Raw genomic sequence first — 17,312 nt, 5'->3', positions numbered from 1 at the left:
CTCTCAGTTTGGGAAGCCATAGAGTCTTGCGGGATTGTCGACGAGGATGCGGTGTCGTGCCGCCGCATCCGGCGTCCATTCGTGGAACAGGTCGAGCAGATGGCCGGCGTCGGGCATCTCGCCTTCGACCCGCGGATGCGGCCAGTCGCCGCCCCATACCAGCCGCTCGGAATTGGCCGATACCAGCGCCTCATGGAATGGGCGCGCATCGGGATAGTCAGGTGCCTTGAGGCTCAGACGATGCGCCCCGGAGAGTTTGGCCCAGCACCAGCCCTCGTCGACCGCGTGCAGCAGGCTCTGAAAGCCCTCGGTGTCGACGCCGGCGCGTGCATCGGTTCGGCCCATGTGATCGACCACGACAGGCAATCCCAGCGCCTTCAGTGCCGGGATCGTCGCGGGCAGATCCTTCACATCGATCCAGAGCTGCAGGTGCCAGCCAAGCTCGGCCATCACGGGCGCATGGGTTTCGGCCACGCTCAAGGGAATGCCGCCGCGATAGTGCAGCTGGCCGCCGCGAAAGAAATGATTGAAGCGCAGCGCGCGAACGCCGAGCACATGCCATTGCCGCAGCGTGCCCGCCGACACATCGGCATCCGCGACGGCGACGCCGCGCAGGCGCGCGGGCTCGCGCTGCAACGCATCCAGCATTGCTGAATTGTCGCAGCCATGCGCGCTGCCCTGTACCAGCACGCCGCGCGCGAAGCCGAGCGCATCGAGCATGCCGAGATACTTCTGCAACGGCGCGTCTGGAGGCGTGTAGCTCCGATCGGCGGCATAGGGAAAGCGCTCCCCCGGACCGAACACATGCGCATGCGTGTCGCAGGCCCTCGGCGGCAGCGCCTCGCGCGGCGGCGTGACCGGGCGCGGCGGCAGGCAGGCCGGGATCTCGGAGGTCGTCATCGGCTCACTCCGCCATCATGCCGGCGGCCTTGATGATCGGCCCCCATTTGTCATAGTCGGCGTGGATCTTGGCATCGAACTTGTCCGGCGTGCTGCCGATCGGAATCGCGCCGAGCTTGCCGAGACGTTCCTTCACGGACGGCGTATTCAGCGCTGCAACGAAATCACGCGAGATCTGTCCGGCCAGGTCGGCCGGCATGCCGCCGGGCCCGAGCAGCCCCCACCACACCTCGGTGTCGTAGCCGGGCACGGCTTCCGACATGCTGGGCACGTCGGGCAGGAACGGCGCGCGCGTCGCGGTCGTCACCGCAAGCGCCCGCACCGTGCCGGCCTGCAGCTGCCCGACCGATTCCGGCCCGTTATTGAACGACATCGGAATCTGGCCGCCGAGCAGATCGTTGATCGCGGGCGCGCCGCCCTTGTAGGGGATGGCCTCCAGATCGATCTTCGCCAGATTGTTCAGGAGCTCGCCGGCCAGATGCGTCGAAGTTCCGTTACCGGCATGCGCAAAGGACAGGCTGCCGGGTTTCGCCTTCGCCGCGGCGATAACGTCGCCAACCGATTTGAACGGTGAATCGGTCCGCACCAGCAGCACGTTCGGCGACGATGCGAGCAGCGAGATCGGCGAAAAATCCTTGAAGGTGTCGTAGGGCAGTTTCGGATAGAGGAATGGATTGGTGGCATGCCCGCTCGCCACCATGATCAGATTGTAGCCGTCCGGCGCGGACGTCGCGATCGCCTGCGAGGCGATCACCCCGCCGGCGCCGGGCCGGTTCTCGACCACGATCGATTGTCTCCAGCTCTTCGACACCGTATCGGCGAGCGTGCGCGTCAGCACATCGACGCCGCCGCCGGGCGGATATGGCACGAGGATGTGAACCGCCTTGGTCGGGAACGGTTGGGCCGAGGCAATGCCGGCCGCGATCATCGCCGCTGCCGCGACGGCCGTCCGCCAGACCCACCCGGCCATGCACACCCTCCCGTCATTATTGTTGTCATTTCTATCGCACGCCGGATCGGCGCCGTATCGCCGAAATCCGCAGATCGCGTTGCGGCCGGGGCATGTTGACAATCCCGTGCACCACGTCAAGTTTTCACCCGCAAGCGGCCACAAGCGTCGCGCGACGAGGGAGAACGGGATGGCCGCATCAGCGGAACAAAGCTCAGCTCAGAAGCAGGCGTCGCCCGCGACGACCTGGCACGGCATCGTGCTCGAGACGCTGAAGCGCAACGAGATCCGCCTGGTCCCCTACGTACCCGACCGGGTGTTGACCACGCTGATCAAGAATCTGCACGCCGATCCCTATTTCACGACGTTTCCGACCGCGCGCGAGGAAGAGGCCGTCGGCATCGTCTCCGGCGCCTGGATGGCCGGGATGCGCGGCGCGGTGCTGATGCAGACCTCGGGCTTTGCCACGCTCGCCAATGTGCTGGCCTCGCTCGCGGTGCCCTACCAGATCCCGCTGATCATGTTCGTCTCCGAGCGCGGCACGCTCGGCGAGTTCAACTACGGCCAGGCGTTGGTCTGCCGCACCATGCGCCCGGTGCTGGATTCGCTTGCCGTGGAACACCACACCGTCACGCGGCTCGACGAGCTCGAGTTCATCGCCGACCGCTCGATCAAGCAGGCCGTCACCACCCAGGCGCCCGTGGCGCTGATCCTCTCGCCGCTTCTGACCGGCGGCAAAACGTTCGACAAGTGAGATCAGCCATGACCGCAACACCAGCACGCAACACCAAGGTGATGAACCGCTTCGATCTCACCCAGCGCCTGATCGCCAAGCTGAAGGACGAGGCCGTGATCGGCGGCATCGGCAACACCAATTTCGACCTCTGGGCCGCCGGCCATCGCCCGCAGAATTTCTACATGCTGGGCAGCATGGGGCTCGCCTTTCCGATAGCACTCGGCGTCGCGCTGGCGCAGCCGAAGCGGCGGGTGTTCGCGCTCGAAGGCGACGGCTCGCTGTTGATGCAGCTCGGCTGCCTCTCGACGATCGCAACGCAGGCGCCGAAGAACCTCACCATGGTGGTGATGGACAACGGCATCTATCAGATCACCGGCAGCCAGCCGACGCCGGCCGCCGGTCACACCGATGTCGTCGCGGTCGCACTGGCAAGCGGCCTCGCCAAGAGCTCCTGGGCCGCGGATGAAGACGACTTCGAGCGGCTGATCGAGCAATCGATGACGGCCACAGCGCCGACCCTGATCGGCGTCCGCATCGACGACAAGCCCGGCACCGGCACGACGCGCCGCGATCCCGTGCAGATCCGCGAGCGGTTCATGCACGGCATGGGGGTAAGGCAGTTGTTGTAGTGCACCTCGGCGCAGGTCGCAGCGCTTCGCGCAATTCTCGTCCCGTCATTGCGAGCGAAGCGAAGCAATCCATGCTGCCGCACGCGTGGAAAGATGGATTGCCTCGTCCCTTCGCTCCTCGCAATGACGGCGGGAGACTCAAGGTTTAGCTCAATTCATCCGCAGCTCGGTGATGTGCGTCGGGTCGGGCTTCAACTCGCCACGCTCGACGCGCTTGACGATGTCGGTCAGGGCGGCGTTGGCGTTGCAGGCAAGGCCGAGCTTTTCGCCCTCGCGCACCACGAAGCCGTTGAGGAATTCGATCTCCGTGCGGCGGCCCTTCTGCATGTCCTGGCCCATCGAGGGGCGCTGAGCGGATGAGGTGCGCTTGCTGTCCTTGAATCGCTGCTCGTCGCAGGCGCGGATTGCGGCCTCGTCGCCTTCGCCGGCGCGGGCGATGGTCTCGGGCGGCAGATGCAGGATCTCTTCGAGCTGATAGCCGTAGGCCTGGCCGACGCGGATCGCCTCGCTGCCGAGCCGCGTCGAGAAGCGGCGCAGCGGCTCGCTCTGCAGGATCTCGCCGCCCGGCAGGCCGCTGCAGGCCGACAGTCCGTTGGCCATCACGTTGGCGACCAGCTTCGACCAGCGCTCGCCCCAGAGATTGCTCGTCACCTTCGCGCTGTCGGAATAGCCGACCAGACGGCGGACTTCTTCCGCGCGCTCCGTGATGCGCCCGTGCACCTCGCCGGCGCGAAACACCGTGTGCGCCGCCCCGCCCTTGCCGGCGCCGCGATGGATGTGGCCGGGCTCCGGCAAATTGACGGTGATGCTGCTCGCGATGCAGCCGAGCGTCTTGCCCCAGCCGACGATGCCGGCGATGGTCTCCTCGTTCATGCAGTTCTGCAGCGACACCACATAGCCGTCCGGCGCCAGATATTGCCGGATCAGCATGGTGGCCCAGGCCGTGTCGTATGACTTCATGCAGACGAATGCGATGTCGACCGGCTTCTCCTTGGCGAGTTGCTGCGCGTCGGTGACGTGGAGCGCGCGAACCGGAACCGAGAATTCCGCGATGTCCATCGCATGGGTCACGCGCAGCCCGTGCTTTCTCATGTGCTCGACATGCTCGGGCCAGGGATCGATGAAGGTGACGTCCTCACCGGCCTGCACCATGTGCGCACCGGCATACCCGCCGACGGCGCCAGCTCCGACGATCGCGATCTTCCGACCCATGCTTGCTTCCCCTGGACCTGTTGTAGCGGACGCACACGCGTCCCGCGGTTGGGGAGCACTGTAGTGGATCGGGGCTTCGTGCCAACGGCCGCCTTATGTCAAAAGCGGGCCGGTGCCATGCCGATAGTCGTGGGCTGCCCGTTCATTCCGCAGGCTTGCGGGACCTTCGCCGCCTTGGAGGCGAAGGCGAAGCGGCCGTGGGCTTGACGCGAATGCGCGTCGTTCCGCCTTTGGGCTGATCGATCTCGAACGAGTTGGTCTTGCGCACGAGATCGCTCAGCTTGCGGAACCCGTAGGTCCGCGGATCGAAATCGGACGCGAGATTGGCGAGCTGTCGTCCGACTTCGCCAAGGGTCACCCAGCCGTCCTCGCTCTCCATCTGGGTGATGACCTTCTTGATGACAGGGGTCGCGGCGTCGGGCGGCTGAAGCGAGTTCGGACCTGCGGCAGCGTCCTTGTTGCTCACCGTCCCGGCAAGCAGGTTCTCGGTGTAGACGAATCGGCGGCAGGCCTGCCTGAAGCTCTCCGGCGTCTTCTGCTCGCCGAACCCGAACACATCGACGCCATGCTCGCGGATGCGAGCGGCAAGGCGGGTGAAATCGCTGTCCGACGACACCAGGCAGAAGCCATCGAACCGGCCGCTATGCAGCAGGTCCATCGCATCGATCACCAGCGTGATGTCGGAAGCGTTCTTGCCGGTCGTATAGGCGAACTGCTGCTGCGGAATGATGGCGTGCTTCGACAGAATATCGGCCCAGCTCCTGGAGCGGGGATTGGAGAAGTCGCCATAGATGCGGCGGACGCTGGCCTCGCCGATCTTGGCGATCTCCTCGAACAATCCGTCGGCGATCTTTGCCGAGGCGTTGTCGGCGTCAATCAGGACGGCGAGACGGGGCGAGCGGAGTTCGGAAGGCATGACTGTCCCCATCGTTGGACCCGCAAACTCTATGCGGCGATGGAAGGATATACCGATGTCGGGGCGCTCGCCGCCAGCCTTAATTTTCCGAGAGACAGCCGTACCTTTGACAGCTCCGCCGGTTCGGATCAAATCACCTCGCCGGCGTCGATCGCCCGTTTTGCGAACTCGATGGCTTTCTCGGCAGTGATGGCGTCGGCCGACGTCGTGGCTTCGTCGCGCACCGCGGGCGGAAAGGCAATCCGGATCTTCTTGCCGTTCGAGCGGCGGATCGTTGCACGCCACCGGTCGGTATCGCGGCGGTAGGCGTCGATCAGAAAGGTCTTGTAGGCAACGCCGCTCATCGGTGACGGCCTCAATGGATTTTCAGGCGCAGGCGGCGCGCTCGCGACGTCGCGGACCAGCGCGGTGATCCCCTCGACGATCTCGTCCCGGGCACGGCCTGTCGCATCCTTGAGCAGATATCTGACCGCAGCGCCGATTTCCGCCCGGGCGCGATCCTCGCTCGCGAAATCCGTATCGATCTGAGCTGACATGGTGGAAGCGCCTCCCTCGGCGCACAGCGTCAGGCACCTACCGCGCGCCCGGCACGTTTGCCGTCAGCCGACACCTAATCGTGCGTCCGTTAAAGCCGAATTATCAGAAGGGCTTCGATTTTAGCGGCGCCGTTAATCGACCTTGCCATCCGCGGCGGCGCTGCGGCTATCCGCCAAGACAACACCAAGTCCAACGAATCCTCGCGGGCGACTGGCCCGCGAGGATGTCGGCAATCAAGAAAGCTTCCAGCTCGATCACTCGATGACCCGTATCACCATGCGGGTACGCGGGTCGACGATCACGCGGCGATCATTGACCACCGCATAGCGATACTCGGTGTAACGCGGCACCGGGCGCAGCACGACCGTGTCGGGCAACGGCTCGCCGACCACGACGCGTTCGTGCACCACGACTGAAGGTTCGTCGCGCGGGATCGACGAGATCACGGCATTCGGAATCTCGAGCCCGGCGCCGACCGCGGCGCCAACGGTACCGCCGACGATCGCGCCGACCGGCCCCGCAACATCGCCGCCCGCCCGCGCACCGTTCGCGGCGCCCGCTGCAGTAGTCGACTGCGCAAAAGCCGAACCTGATGCGAGCAGCGACGCAGCGACAATTGAAACAACAAAACGCTTCGTCATCATTCTCCTCCTCCGAGTTTGATAGACGCCTTTCAACAGCCGGAGGAATGAGTTGTTCCTGTTCGAAAACGGCAACGTCGCGAGCAGGTCTGATTTCACTGCAATTGCAGTCAGTTCCGACGCAGATGAAAAATGCCGCTTCGGATGTTGTCCGAAGCGGCATTCATCGTTGGTTCATGTCAGCGTGGGATCAGAGCAGACCCACGGGATCAGAGCAGGCCCGCGCCGCGCGCCCATTTGTACTTGGCGCCGAGCACCTCGACCGGAAGCTCGGTCGAATAGGCATAGGCCGGGATGCCGTGCTGGTAGAGATATTCGGCGGCCTCCTCGACCTCGACGTCGCCGGCGAGCGAGGCGACGATCGGCTTCACGAAACCCTTGGCCTCCATCTCCTTCTTCACCTCGACCATGTTGCGGGCGAACACCATCGGCGGCGTGACGATCGTGTGCCAGTAGCCGAGGATCAGCGCGTGGATGCGCTCGTCCGACAGGCCGAGCTTCACGGTGTTGACATAGGTGATCGGCGGCTCGCCCCCGGTGATGTCAACGGGATTGCCGGCCGCACCGAACGGCGGGATGAACTTGCGGAAGGCGGCATCGAGATCCGGCGGCATCTGCATCAGCGATAGGCCGTTGTCGACGACCGAGTCCGACAGCAGCACGCCGGAGCCGCCGGCGCCGGTGATGATCAGCACGTTCTCGCCCTTCGGCGTCGGCAGCACCGGCACACCGCGGGCGAATTCGAGCAGCTGCCGCAAGCTGCGGGCGCGGATCACGCCGGATTGCTTGAACACGTCCTCGTAGATCTTGTCGTTGCCGGCCAGCGCGCCGGTGTGCGACGAGGCCGCCTTCGCACCGGCCGAGGTACGGCCGGCCTTGAGCACGACGACCGGCTTCTTCTTCGAGACGCGCTTGGCGGCTTCCGCAAAAGCGCGGCCGTCCTTCAGGTCCTCGCAGTGCTGCGCGATCAAATTGGTGTTCGGGTCCTGCTCGAAGAAGGCGAGCAGATCGTCCTCGTCGATGTCGGACTTGTTGCCGAGGCCGACGATCGCCGACACGCCCATCTTCGCCGAGCGCGAGAAGCCGATGATCGCCATGCCGATGCCGCCCGACTGCGACGACAGCGCCGCGTGGCCCTTGACGTCATAGGCGGTGCAGAAGGTCGCGCAGAGATTGGCCGGCGTGTAGTAGAAGCCGTAGATGTTCGGCCCCATCAGGCGGATGTCGTACTTCTTGCCGACCTCGACGATCTCGGCCTGCAGCTCCGGCGCACCGGCTTCGGCAAAGCCCGACGGAATCAGCACCGCACCTGGGATTTTCTTCTCGCCACACTCGGCCAGCGCGCCGGCGACGAATTTGGCGGGGATCGCGAACACAGCAGTGTCGATCACGCCCGGCACGTCCTTGACGCTCTTGTACGCCTTGTAGCCGAGGATCTCGCCCGCCTTCGGGTGGATCGGATAGATCTCGCCCTTGTAGCCGCCGTTGACGAGGTTCTTCATCACGGAGTTGCCGATCTTGCCGTCCTCCGCGGAGGCGCCGATCACCGCAACGCCCTTCGGCTGCATGATGCGGTTCATCGCAGCTATGATCTCTTCGGTCGGGCGCGGCGCCGGACGCGGCTTGTAGTTGAAGTCGACGACGATGCGGACGTCGGCCGCGATCGCATCCTTCCTGGTCGCGAACACGGGATTGAGGTCGAGCTCGACGATCTCGGGGAAATCGCTGACGAGCTGCGAGACCTTGACGATGACGTCGGCCAGCGCCTCGCGATTGACGGGATCGCCGCCGCGCACGCCCTTCAGCATCTCGTGCGCCTGGATGCCGTCGAGCATCGACAACGCATCCTCCCGGGTCGCGGGCGCGAGACGGAACGTGATGTCCTTCAGAACCTCGACCAGCACGCCGCCGAGGCCGAATGCGACCAGCTTGCCGAACGAGCCGTCGGTGATGGAGCCGACGATGACCTCGGTGCCGCCGCCCAGCATCTGCTGCACCTGGATGCCTTCGATCTTGGCGTCGGCCTTGTACTTCCTGGCGTTGGCGAGAATGGTCTCGTAGCTCTTCTCGGCCTCCGCGGCGCTCTTGACGCCGACCACGACGCCGCCGGCCTCGGTTTTGTGGAGGATGTCGGGCGAGACGATCTTCATCACCACCGGGAAGCCCATGTCGGAGGCGACCCGCGCGGCATCGGCGGCGGACTTGGCAACGCCTTCCTTGGGCACCGGAATGCCGTAGGCGTCGCACACCACCTTGCCCTCGGGCGCGGTGAGGCTCGTGCGCCTGTCGGCCTTGACCGCATCGAGAACTTTGCGGACCGCATCCTTTGAGTTTGACATTGACTTCCTCCTGGGACAAATTTTATGGCATTTGGTATGCCAGAGAAGAAATTGTCAAGGTCGCTGAATGCTCAAAAGCGCCAAAAATAAAGGTATCTTGACATTCTGGTATTTGGCATGCCAAAAACTTAGGTAATTTCTTCTGCTAAGAAGACGTCTCCAAGAGGAGGAGACGAGTCGTGCCAGATCCAAAACAGACCAAGGCGTCGCCTATCATGGCAGACACAGACATCGCCATCGTCCGGATCGCTCCGGAGACGAGCTTCAAGAACAAGGCCTACGAGGCCTTGAAGGAAGCGATTCTGAAAATGGACATCTACGCGACGCCTGAGCCGGTCATGCTCGACGAGCGCGCGCTGTCGGAACGGCTCGGCGTCAGCCGCACGCCGATCCGCGAGGCGATCGCGATGCTCGAGCAAGACGGCTTCGTGAAAACCGTGCCGCGCCGCGGCATCGTCGTGGTCCGCCGCAGCAAGGCCGAGATCGTCGACATGATCCGCGCATGGGCGGCACTGGAAAGCATGGCGGCGCGCCTGATCACGACCACCGCGCGCAAGAAGGACATCACGGCGCTGCGCGACTTCTTCAGAGATTTCGGCCCCGATCGCCTGCCGCAAGATCACGTCGAGGAATATTCCAAGGCCAACATCGCCTTCCATCAGGCACTGATCTCGCTGTCGGAATCGCCCGTGCTGGTCGATCTCACCAACGACCTGCTGCTGCATGTGCGCGGCTATCGCCAGCTCACGATCGGCCGCAAGGACCGCACCGCGACTTCGTTGCCCGAGCATCTCGGGATCATCGAGGCGCTGGAGGCACGCGACACCGAGCTCGCCGAGAAGCGGGCCCGCGATCACACGCTCGGCCTTGCCGCCTATGTCGAGGCGCACGGCCAGGAGCTGTTCACTTAGTTACTTTGAGTCCACACGCTTCAGACGACCATGAGATCGTCCGAACAAGAACGATCAGGGAGACGATGCCGATGCTGAATACCGCCGCGAAGTCCGAGGCACCGGGTACCGAGCAAGAACTGACCGATGGCTTCCACCTCGTCATCGATGCGCTCAAGCTCAACGGCATCAACACCATCTACGGTGTGCCGGGTATCCCGATCACGGACCTGGGCCGTATGGCCCAGGCGGCGGGCATTCGCGTGCTGTCGTTCCGCCATGAGCAGAACGCCGGCTATGCGGCATCGATTGCGGGCTTCCTGACCAAGCGCCCCGGCGTCTGCCTCACGGTGTCGGCGCCCGGCTTCCTCAACGGCCTCACCGCGCTGGCGCACGCCACCACCAACTGCTTCCCGATGATCCTGATCTCGGGCTCCTCCGAGCGCGAGATCGTCGACCTGCAGCAGGGCGACTATGAGGAGATGGATCAGCTCGCCATCGCAAAGCCGCTGTGCAAGGCGGCGTTCCGCGTGCTGCACGCCCAGGACATCGGCATCGGCCTTGCGCGCGCTATCCGCGCCGCGGTGTCGGGCCGTCCGGGCGGCGTCTATCTCGACCTGCCGGCAAAGCTGTTCTCCCAGGTGATGAATGCCGATGCCGGCCAGAAATCGCTGGTCAAGGTGATTGACGCAGCACCCGAGCAGATCCCCTCGCCTTCGGCGATCAAGCGCGCGCTCGATGTGCTCAAGAGCGCGAAGCGTCCGCTGATCATCCTTGGCAAGGGCGCGGCGTACGCGCAGGCTGACGAGCAGATCAAGGCCTTCGTCGAGAAGAGCGGCGTTCCGTTCCTGCCGATGAGCATGGCCAAGGGCCTGCTGCCCGATCTGCATCCGCAATGCGCGGGTGCGGCGCGCTCCACCGCGCTGAAGGACGCCGACGTCGTGATGCTGATCGGTGCCAGGCTCAACTGGCTCTTGTCGCACGGCAAGGGCAAGACCTGGGGCGAAGCTCCGAAGAAGTTCATCCAGGTCGATATCGAGCCGAAGGAAATGGATTCCAACGTCGAGATCGTCGCCCCCGTGGTCGGCGATATCGGCTCCTGCGTCACCGCGTTGCTGCAGGGCATGGGCGCGAACTGGACCGCGGCGCCGGCCGACTGGGTCGGCAAGATCACGACCAAGCGCGACGAGAACGTCGCCAAGATGGCGCCGAAGCTGATGAGCAACGCCTCGCCGATGGACTATCACGGTGCGCTCGGCGCACTGCGCGCCATCATCGCGGAACGTCCGGACACCATTTTCGTCAACGAAGGCGCCAACACGCTCGACCTCGCCCGCGGCGTCGTCGACATGCACAAGCCGCGCAAGCGGCTCGACGTCGGCACCTGGGGCGTAATGGGCATCGGCATGGGCTATTCGATCGCGGCCGCGATCGAGACCGGCCATCCCGTGCTCGCGGTCGAGGGCGACAGCGCCTTCGGCTTCTCCGGCATGGAGGTCGAGACCATCTGCCGCTACAAGCTGCCGATCTGCGTCGTGATCTTCAACAATGACGGCATCTATCGCGGCACCGACGTCAACGATGTGAGCGCCGATCCGGCGACCACCGTGTTCGTCAAGGGCTCGCGCTACGACAAGATGATGGAAGCCTTCGGCGGCGTCGGCGTCAACGCGACTTCGCCCGACGAGCTGAAGCGCGCGGTCAACGCGGCGCTGGATTCCGGCAAGCCGACGCTGATCAACGCAGTGATCGATCCGGCAGCGGGCTCGGAGAGCGGCCGCATCGGCAACCTCAATCCACAGAGCGTTCTGAAGAAGAAGTAAGTCACCCCCTAACCCCAATCACTCCCTGCGGGTGCAGGGGCCTACAGAGTACGGAGCACACGATATGACCAAGGCGCTCACGGGCGTTCGCATTCTCGATTTCACCCACGTCCAGTCGGGCCCGACCTGCACGCAGTTGCTGGCCTGGTTCGGCGCAGACGTGATCAAGGTCGAGCGCCCCGGCGTCGGCGACATCACGCGCGGCCAGCTGCAGGACATCCCGAACGTGGACAGCCTGTATTTCACCATGCTGAACCACAACAAGCGCTCGATCACGCTCGACACCAAGAACCCGAAGGGCAAGGAGGTGCTGACCGCGCTGATCAAGAGCTGCGACGTGCTGGTCGAGAACTTCGGTCCCGGCGTGCTCGACCGCATGGGCTTCTCCTGGGAGAAGATCCAGAGCATCAACCCGAAGATGATCGTCGCCTCGATCAAGGGCTTCGGCCCCGGCCCGTATGAGGATTGCAAGGTCTATGAGAACGTCGCGCAGTGTACCGGCGGCGCCGCCTCGACCACCGGCTTCCGCGACGGCCTGCCGCTCGTCACCGGCGCGCAGATCGGCGACAGCGGCACCGGCCTGCATCTCGCGCTCGGCATCGTCACCGCGCTCTATCACCGGACCCATTCGGGCCGCGGCCAGCGCGTCACCGCGGCGATGCAGGACGGCGTCTTGAACCTGTCGCGCGTCAAGCTGCGCGACCAGCAGCGCCTCGCCCACGGTCCGCTGAAGGAATATAGCCAGTTCGGCGAAGGCATTCCGTTCGGAGACGCCGTGCCGCGCGCCGGCAACGATTCCGGCGGCGGCCAGCCCGGCCGCATCCTGAAGTGCAAGGGCTGGGAGACCGATCCGAACGCTTACATCTACTTCATCACCCAGGCCCCGGTCTGGGAGAAGATCTGCGACGTGATCGGCGAGCCGACCTGGAAGACCGATCCGAATTACGCCAAGCCGGCGGCCCGCCTGCCGCGCCTGAACGAGATCTTCGCCCGCATCGAGCAGTGGACGATGACCAAGACCAAGTTCGAGGCGATGGAAATCCTCAACAAGGACGACATCCCCTGCGGTCCGATCCTGTCGATGAAGGAACTCGCGGAAGACCAGTCGCTGCGCGCGACCGGCACCGTGGTCGAGGTCGATCATCCGACCCGCGGCAAGTATCTCTCGGTCGGCAACCCGATCAAGCTGTCGGATTCACCGAGCGACGTGCAGCGATCGCCGCTGCTCGGCGAACACACCGACGAGATCCTGCGCGAGGTGCTCGGCTTCTCCGATCACCAGGTCGCCGAGATCCACGACTCCGGCGCGCTGGATCCGCCGCGCAAGCAGGCGGCGGAGTAAGCGACGCGCTTAAGATCACAGATGGCCGCGGACAACCGCGGCCATTTTCTTTTGGATGAGGACATAAGGCGGCGCGGTACGGCAGCGGGCTGAACTCGGCGTCAGGCATCTCGTTTGAAGCGAAGCGCCGCGCGCCTGATCGTCGGCGCCGCGACAAGCAGCGCCGACGATGTCAGACCTCAAGCTTTCGCCGTCCTCGGGACGATCAAGCCAGGAGCGGCACGGCAGAGACGTAGAACACCTCGAGGTTTCCGGCCGTCCATTGCGGCAGGGTCCCCTGAGGATAATACTGGCAGTTGACAATGCCGCTGCCATTCCCGCGCCGCGACTCGACTCCGGCAGCATTCATCCGCAGATAGGCGTTCGGATGGTTGAAGGAGCGGATCGCGACCACGGGGCTGTTCGGTATCGGAACGAACTGGAACACCTCGTCGTTCCCGGGCGCAACCTGCGGCTGGGTGCCTTGAGCGTAGTACTGGCAGTTGACCGTTCCGCTTCCGGCCGCATTGAATTCAGTCACGCCCGAGCCGTCCATGCGCAGATACGCATGTGCAGAAACGGTCGATCTGAGTGCGAAGGCCGTGTCAGAGAGTGCAACGAACAGGAAGACTTCATCGTTGCCGGGCGCGGTGACCGGCTCGCTTCCCGGTCCATAGAACTGACAATTCACGGTGCCGCTTCCGGCGCCGTTGAAGCTGGTCACCTTGGAGGTGTCCATGCGAAGGAATGCGAACGAGTTGGTCGCGGAACGAATCCAGATGTTTGTCATGATGCTGTTCTCCTCGGAGTGTGTCCCTCCTGTTGAAAGCTAGTGAGCCGCGGACGTGTCGTGGCGCCAGCGGTTGTCGCGAGTGGTCGCTAAGCGATCCCGCTTGCTTCTGACACTAATGCACGCCAAGCGTGTACTGCCGTGATCCAAATCACAGGAGGTGCAGAGGAAAATTTGAATCGAATGCGTGATCGCGTCACAAGGCGCAGCAGGACGTTCAGCAGGGCGGACACCGGTCGCGGCAAGCCGAGATCGCTGCACGCGCAGGCCGTTCATCCGATACGAAGCCGACCGGCCTGGCAGAGGCGTTGGGCAGGTCACGCCGAGAGCGATGCTGACGTCCTATCGAGGACGGCCGCGCTCGAGGCCATGCAGCACCATATCAGACTCGACCTTGTGCTAGCATATGCGATGCGCTGGCACTCACGCGGGCGATGACCGACAGCGCCCGCCGGAGAGTGGATGGAGTTCGCCGCACCGAAACCATGGTAAGCCCCGCCTGATGCAGTTTTTGTCACCCGAGCAGGAAAGGCGGCACGTGACGGCCAAACCCAACCAACCTTCCTCATCCGCCCGGATCCCCACGGGAATCTGGGCGCTGGGCTTCGTGTCGATGCTGATGGACGTCTCCTCCGAGATGATCCACGCGCTCCTGCCGGTCTATCTCGTCACCGTGCTCGGCACCTCGATGGTGACGGTCGGCCTCATCGAGGGCATCGCGGAAGCGACCGCCTCGATCACGAAGATCTTCTCCGGCGCGCTATCTGATTGGCTAGGCAAGCGCAAGCTGCTCGCGGCGCTTGGCTATGGACTTGCCGCCATCACCAAGCCGGCGTTCCCGCTGGCGCCGACTGTCGGCTGGCTGGTCGCCGCCCGCTTCATCGATCGCGTCGGCAAGGGCATACGCGGCGCACCGCGCGATGCGCTCGTCGCCGATATCGCGCCCCCCGAATTGCGCGGCGCGAGTTTCGGGCTGCGGCAATCGCTCGACACCGTCGGCGCCTTCCTCGGCCCCCTGCTCGCCATCGCCCTGATGTGGGCCAGCGCCGACAACTTCCGCGTGGTCTTCTGGGTCGCCGTGCTCCCGGCCTTTCTCTCGCTTGCGCTGATCGTGCTTGCCGTCGAGGAGCCGAAGCGGCACGCGGACGCCGGCGCCGCGAAAAATCCGCTTAGCCTCGCCGCTGCGAAGAATCTTGGAGGAGCTTACTGGCGTGTGGTCGGGATCGGCGTCGTGTTCACGCTCGCCCGCTTCAGCGAGGCGTTCCTGATCCTGCGTGCGCAAGATGTCGGACTTGGCGCGATGTGGGTGCCCGCGGTGTTGGTGCTGATGAACATCGTCTATGCGTTGTCGGCCTATCCCGCCGGCGTGCTGGCTGACCGGATCGACCGCACCGGCCTGCTCGGGCTCGGCCTCGCATGCCTTGCCGCCGCCGATCTCGCGCTTGCGGGCTTTGCAAATCTCGGCGGGGTCGCGCTCGGCGTCATCCTTTGGGGCCTGCACATGGGACTGACGCAAGGCCTTTTCGCAACGCTGGTCGCGGACGCCTCGCCCGCTTCGCTGCGCGGTACCGCCTATGGATATTTCAACCTGTTCACCGGCATCGCGATGCTTGGCTCGAGCATCATCGCGGGCGCCCTGTGGGACGCGCTTGGACCCGCGGCCACGTTCCTTTGCAGCCTGGCCCTCGCCCTGCTGTCGCTCGCGGGACTTCTCACCATTGGCAGGATCGGCAAGGACCCGGGCCGGGAACGTTGAGCAGATGGCGGTCAGGCGAACTGCGCGAGTGGGAGTTCGCCTGCCCTCCCTGACCAGCGCGGGCAATCGCATTTGGCATCAATCGGCTTTCCGCACCGTCATGGCCCGGCATAGCCGTCAGAAGGACGGCGTCGCTTCCGCTCGCGTATCCCCGGGCATGACGAGTTTGTGGAGGGACCGAGCCCATCAGGCGCGGGTCAGCCCTGCACACCCAGCTTCCACAGCGGCGGCAGGTCGGCGAACGGCGGCGTGGTGTGGGCGATCGCGATCGCGGCACGACGGCTGTCGGAATCGATCTTGCTGTTGATCGCCTTGACGTGCGCCTTCACGGCATCGAGTCCGACCCCGAGGATGGCAGCGATCTCTTCGTTCGACTTGCCCTGAGCGATCCATGACGCCACCTCGATCTGGCGCGGCGTGAGCGTGGGAAATGCCAGCCGTAGTCGATCGCTCGGCGTCAGCGCCGCCAGCGTTCGCTCCTGCGACTGGCGGTAGCTGCGTAGGATGTGCGGCCGAAAGCCCTGCATCCGGTCGCGCTCATCGTCGCTGAACGCCGGCCGTCCCACGACGCGATGCCCGACAACCGTGACCACGTAGCCGGCGTGCTCGAACGCGATTCCCATGATCCGCCGCGCCCCCGACGGCAGGAACACCTCCTTGGCGATCGGCAACTCGACGAATTCCTCATCGCTGAAGAAATCCGACTCGCGCAGCGCACGCTCGCCATAGAACGCCGGATCGTGTTGCCAGAACGGATGCGAATGCATGTGCTTCGCAAACGCCTGCATCCCGCGGGCGCGGACATCAGGATCGTCTCCGACCGAAATCAACGATCGGAAATCCCAGCTCGGACGATGGAATTCGGTAAAGCTTACCACCTCCGCATCAACCAGGCGGCCGACGCAGGCGAACATGACGCCTGGCAGCGTGTGCAGGTTGGGCTCGGATTCGTAGAGGCGAATGATTTCGGCGTCGAGTTTGCTGTCCCGTTCCATGGGCTTCTGATCGAAAGCGTTTGATTTGATTTTTCGGCTATCGCTGCAACGTCGCGACGTGCCTACATGTTGCAGCAAAGCCTCGCTCGCCGTCTTATCGCTCGTGCGCGCGTTGGTATACCCTTTTGGGTAGTGGCCAGATCGCATTCGGTTGCGGAATCTCTCTGCTGTGTCGAGTCCGACACATCGCGCGACGTCGTCTCGGGCTGCAACACGGATGCCCCGGCGAAAGTTGCAACAATTCGAGTTACGACCGGGACTGAACGCGGTGACCCCATTGGAAGACGCAGCGGAACGTCCCGTTGTAGGACAATTCGACAAGGCACGTTCTGGTTGTCTTGAGGCAAGATTGCGCGAAAAGTATTTTCGTGCGCTCGCCACCGTGTCACCGCTTGCGCTGATCCTCGGCACGATAGGCTTTGCGGTTCCAGCTCACGCCCAGGCGGCCTGCACGGCCGACACCACGGCGTGCAGTGCAGCCGGGGGAAGCGTCGCTTTCGACCGTGGCGGCCTCGGCGGCAGCGGCAATGGCGTCGGCGGCAACGGCAGCACCATTGTGGGGGGCGTCACAGTGCAAACGCCGGGCAGCCCGAGCAGCAGCGGCACGGGCGGGATCGGCGGTGCTGGAGAAAGCGCTGGAGGATCCGGCGGCGCCCCTGGCTCGACAGCATCCGGAACGGCCGTCGTGTCAGCAACAACCACCGGCGTTACCGGAGGCACTGGACCGGACGGGTTCAATTTCGCGTCGGGCGGAGGCGGCGGCGGCACAGGAGTGTATTTTTCGGGCACATCCCTGACCATCAACAGCGGAGTGACCGTCAAAGGCGGCAACGGCGGCGCTGGCGGAAATGGCACCGGCAGTATTGTGAGTGACGGCG

15 protein-coding genes and 1 pseudogene are annotated in these 17,312 nt (G+C 64.5%); 7 read left to right on the top strand and 9 right to left on the bottom strand.

Annotation, left to right across the window (positions count from 1 at the left end; genetic code table 11):
* Nucleotides 1-3: 3 nt before the first annotated feature.
* Nucleotides 4-900, bottom strand: coding sequence for an amidohydrolase family protein (locus tag AS156_RS10040; protein ID WP_066503330.1), 897 nt, complete (start codon nt 898-900; stop codon nt 4-6).
* Nucleotides 901-904: 4 nt separating this feature from the next.
* Nucleotides 905-1,870, bottom strand: a complete 966-nt coding sequence (locus tag AS156_RS10035; RefSeq protein ID WP_066503328.1) for a tripartite tricarboxylate transporter substrate binding protein — start codon at nt 1,868-1,870, stop codon at nt 905-907.
* Nucleotides 1,871-2,039: 169 nt separating this feature from the next.
* Between AS156_RS10035 and AS156_RS10030 the strand changes: the two genes are divergently transcribed.
* Together AS156_RS10030 and AS156_RS10025 are read left to right on the top strand one after the other, a co-directional pair.
* A complete protein-coding gene (locus tag AS156_RS10030; protein WP_066503500.1) occupies nt 2,040-2,603 on the top strand; it encodes a thiamine pyrophosphate-binding protein in 564 nt (187 codons plus the stop codon).
* A gap of 8 nt (nt 2,604-2,611) precedes the next feature.
* Nucleotides 2,612-3,214, top strand: coding sequence for a thiamine pyrophosphate-dependent enzyme (locus tag AS156_RS10025; protein ID WP_066503319.1), 603 nt, complete (start codon nt 2,612-2,614; stop codon nt 3,212-3,214).
* Nucleotides 3,215-3,364: 150 nt separating this feature from the next.
* On the opposite strand, the gene AS156_RS10020 is transcribed toward AS156_RS10025, so the two are convergent.
* The 5 genes from AS156_RS10020 to AS156_RS10000 form a co-directional block, all read right to left on the bottom strand.
* Entirely contained in the window at nt 3,365-4,426 is a 1,062-nt protein-coding gene (locus tag AS156_RS10020) for a ketopantoate reductase family protein (RefSeq protein ID WP_066503318.1), read from the bottom strand.
* Nucleotides 4,427-4,568: 142 nt separating this feature from the next.
* Complete coding sequence (locus AS156_RS10015) at nt 4,569-5,342, bottom strand: NYN domain-containing protein (RefSeq protein ID WP_066503317.1); 774 nt, start codon at nt 5,340-5,342, stop codon at nt 4,569-4,571.
* A gap of 128 nt (nt 5,343-5,470) precedes the next feature.
* Nucleotides 5,471-5,878, bottom strand: coding sequence for a hypothetical protein (locus AS156_RS10010; RefSeq protein ID WP_066503316.1), 408 nt, complete (start codon nt 5,876-5,878; stop codon nt 5,471-5,473).
* Nucleotides 5,879-6,133: 255 nt separating this feature from the next.
* Nucleotides 6,134-6,520, bottom strand: coding sequence for a DUF1236 domain-containing protein (locus AS156_RS10005; protein WP_066503498.1), 387 nt, complete (start codon nt 6,518-6,520; stop codon nt 6,134-6,136).
* A 209-nt stretch (nt 6,521-6,729) separates the two neighbouring features.
* Nucleotides 6,730-8,859 (bottom strand): acetate--CoA ligase family protein, encoded by a 2,130-nt coding sequence (locus AS156_RS10000; RefSeq protein WP_066503315.1) that lies wholly within the window; start codon nt 8,857-8,859, stop codon nt 6,730-6,732.
* Between the two features lie 215 nt (nt 8,860-9,074).
* Here AS156_RS10000 and AS156_RS09995 point away from each other — a divergent pair, with 215 nt between their 5' ends.
* The 3 genes from AS156_RS09995 to frc all read left to right on the top strand — a co-directional run bounded on the left by AS156_RS09995 (nt 9,075) and on the right by frc (nt 12,914).
* Nucleotides 9,075-9,770, top strand: a complete 696-nt coding sequence (locus AS156_RS09995; RefSeq protein WP_066503314.1) for a GntR family transcriptional regulator — start codon at nt 9,075-9,077, stop codon at nt 9,768-9,770.
* A gap of 71 nt (nt 9,771-9,841) precedes the next feature.
* Nucleotides 9,842-11,572 carry an oxalyl-CoA decarboxylase gene (oxc, locus tag AS156_RS09990; protein ID WP_066503497.1) on the top strand — a complete coding sequence of 577 codons (1,731 nt, stop codon included), beginning with the start codon at nt 9,842-9,844 and terminating at the stop codon, nt 11,570-11,572.
* Nucleotides 11,573-11,636: 64 nt separating this feature from the next.
* Entirely contained in the window at nt 11,637-12,914 is a 1,278-nt protein-coding gene (frc, locus tag AS156_RS09985; RefSeq protein ID WP_066503312.1) for a formyl-CoA transferase, read from the top strand.
* A gap of 205 nt (nt 12,915-13,119) precedes the next feature.
* Here frc and AS156_RS09980 read toward each other — a convergent pair whose 3' ends face one another.
* Nucleotides 13,120-13,632, bottom strand: coding sequence for a fascin domain-containing protein (locus AS156_RS09980; protein ID WP_136626116.1), 513 nt, complete (start codon nt 13,630-13,632; stop codon nt 13,120-13,122).
* A 553-nt stretch (nt 13,633-14,185) separates the two neighbouring features.
* On the opposite strand from AS156_RS09980, the gene AS156_RS09975 reads away from it, so the two are divergent.
* Nucleotides 14,186-15,439, top strand: coding sequence for an MFS transporter (locus tag AS156_RS09975; RefSeq protein WP_066503308.1), 1,254 nt, complete (start codon nt 14,186-14,188; stop codon nt 15,437-15,439).
* Nucleotides 15,440-15,636: 197 nt separating this feature from the next.
* Here the strand turns inward: AS156_RS09975 and AS156_RS09970 are convergent, their stop codons facing one another.
* Nucleotides 15,637-16,434: a helix-turn-helix transcriptional regulator gene (locus AS156_RS09970; protein ID WP_066503306.1), complete on the bottom strand. Its 798-nt coding sequence runs from the start codon at nt 16,432-16,434 to the stop codon at nt 15,637-15,639.
* Nucleotides 16,435-16,783: 349 nt separating this feature from the next.
* Here AS156_RS09970 and AS156_RS42775 point away from each other — a divergent pair.
* Nucleotides 16,784-17,312: pseudogene (locus AS156_RS42775) on the top strand (hypothetical protein); the annotation flags it as partial.

The organism is Bradyrhizobium macuxiense, assembly GCF_001542415.1.
In the GTDB taxonomy this organism is placed as follows: Bacteria; Pseudomonadota; Alphaproteobacteria; order Rhizobiales; family Xanthobacteraceae; genus Bradyrhizobium; species Bradyrhizobium macuxiense.
Note: the sequence above shows the minus strand (reverse complement) of the source record. Positions and strands in the feature narration are given on the sequence as shown.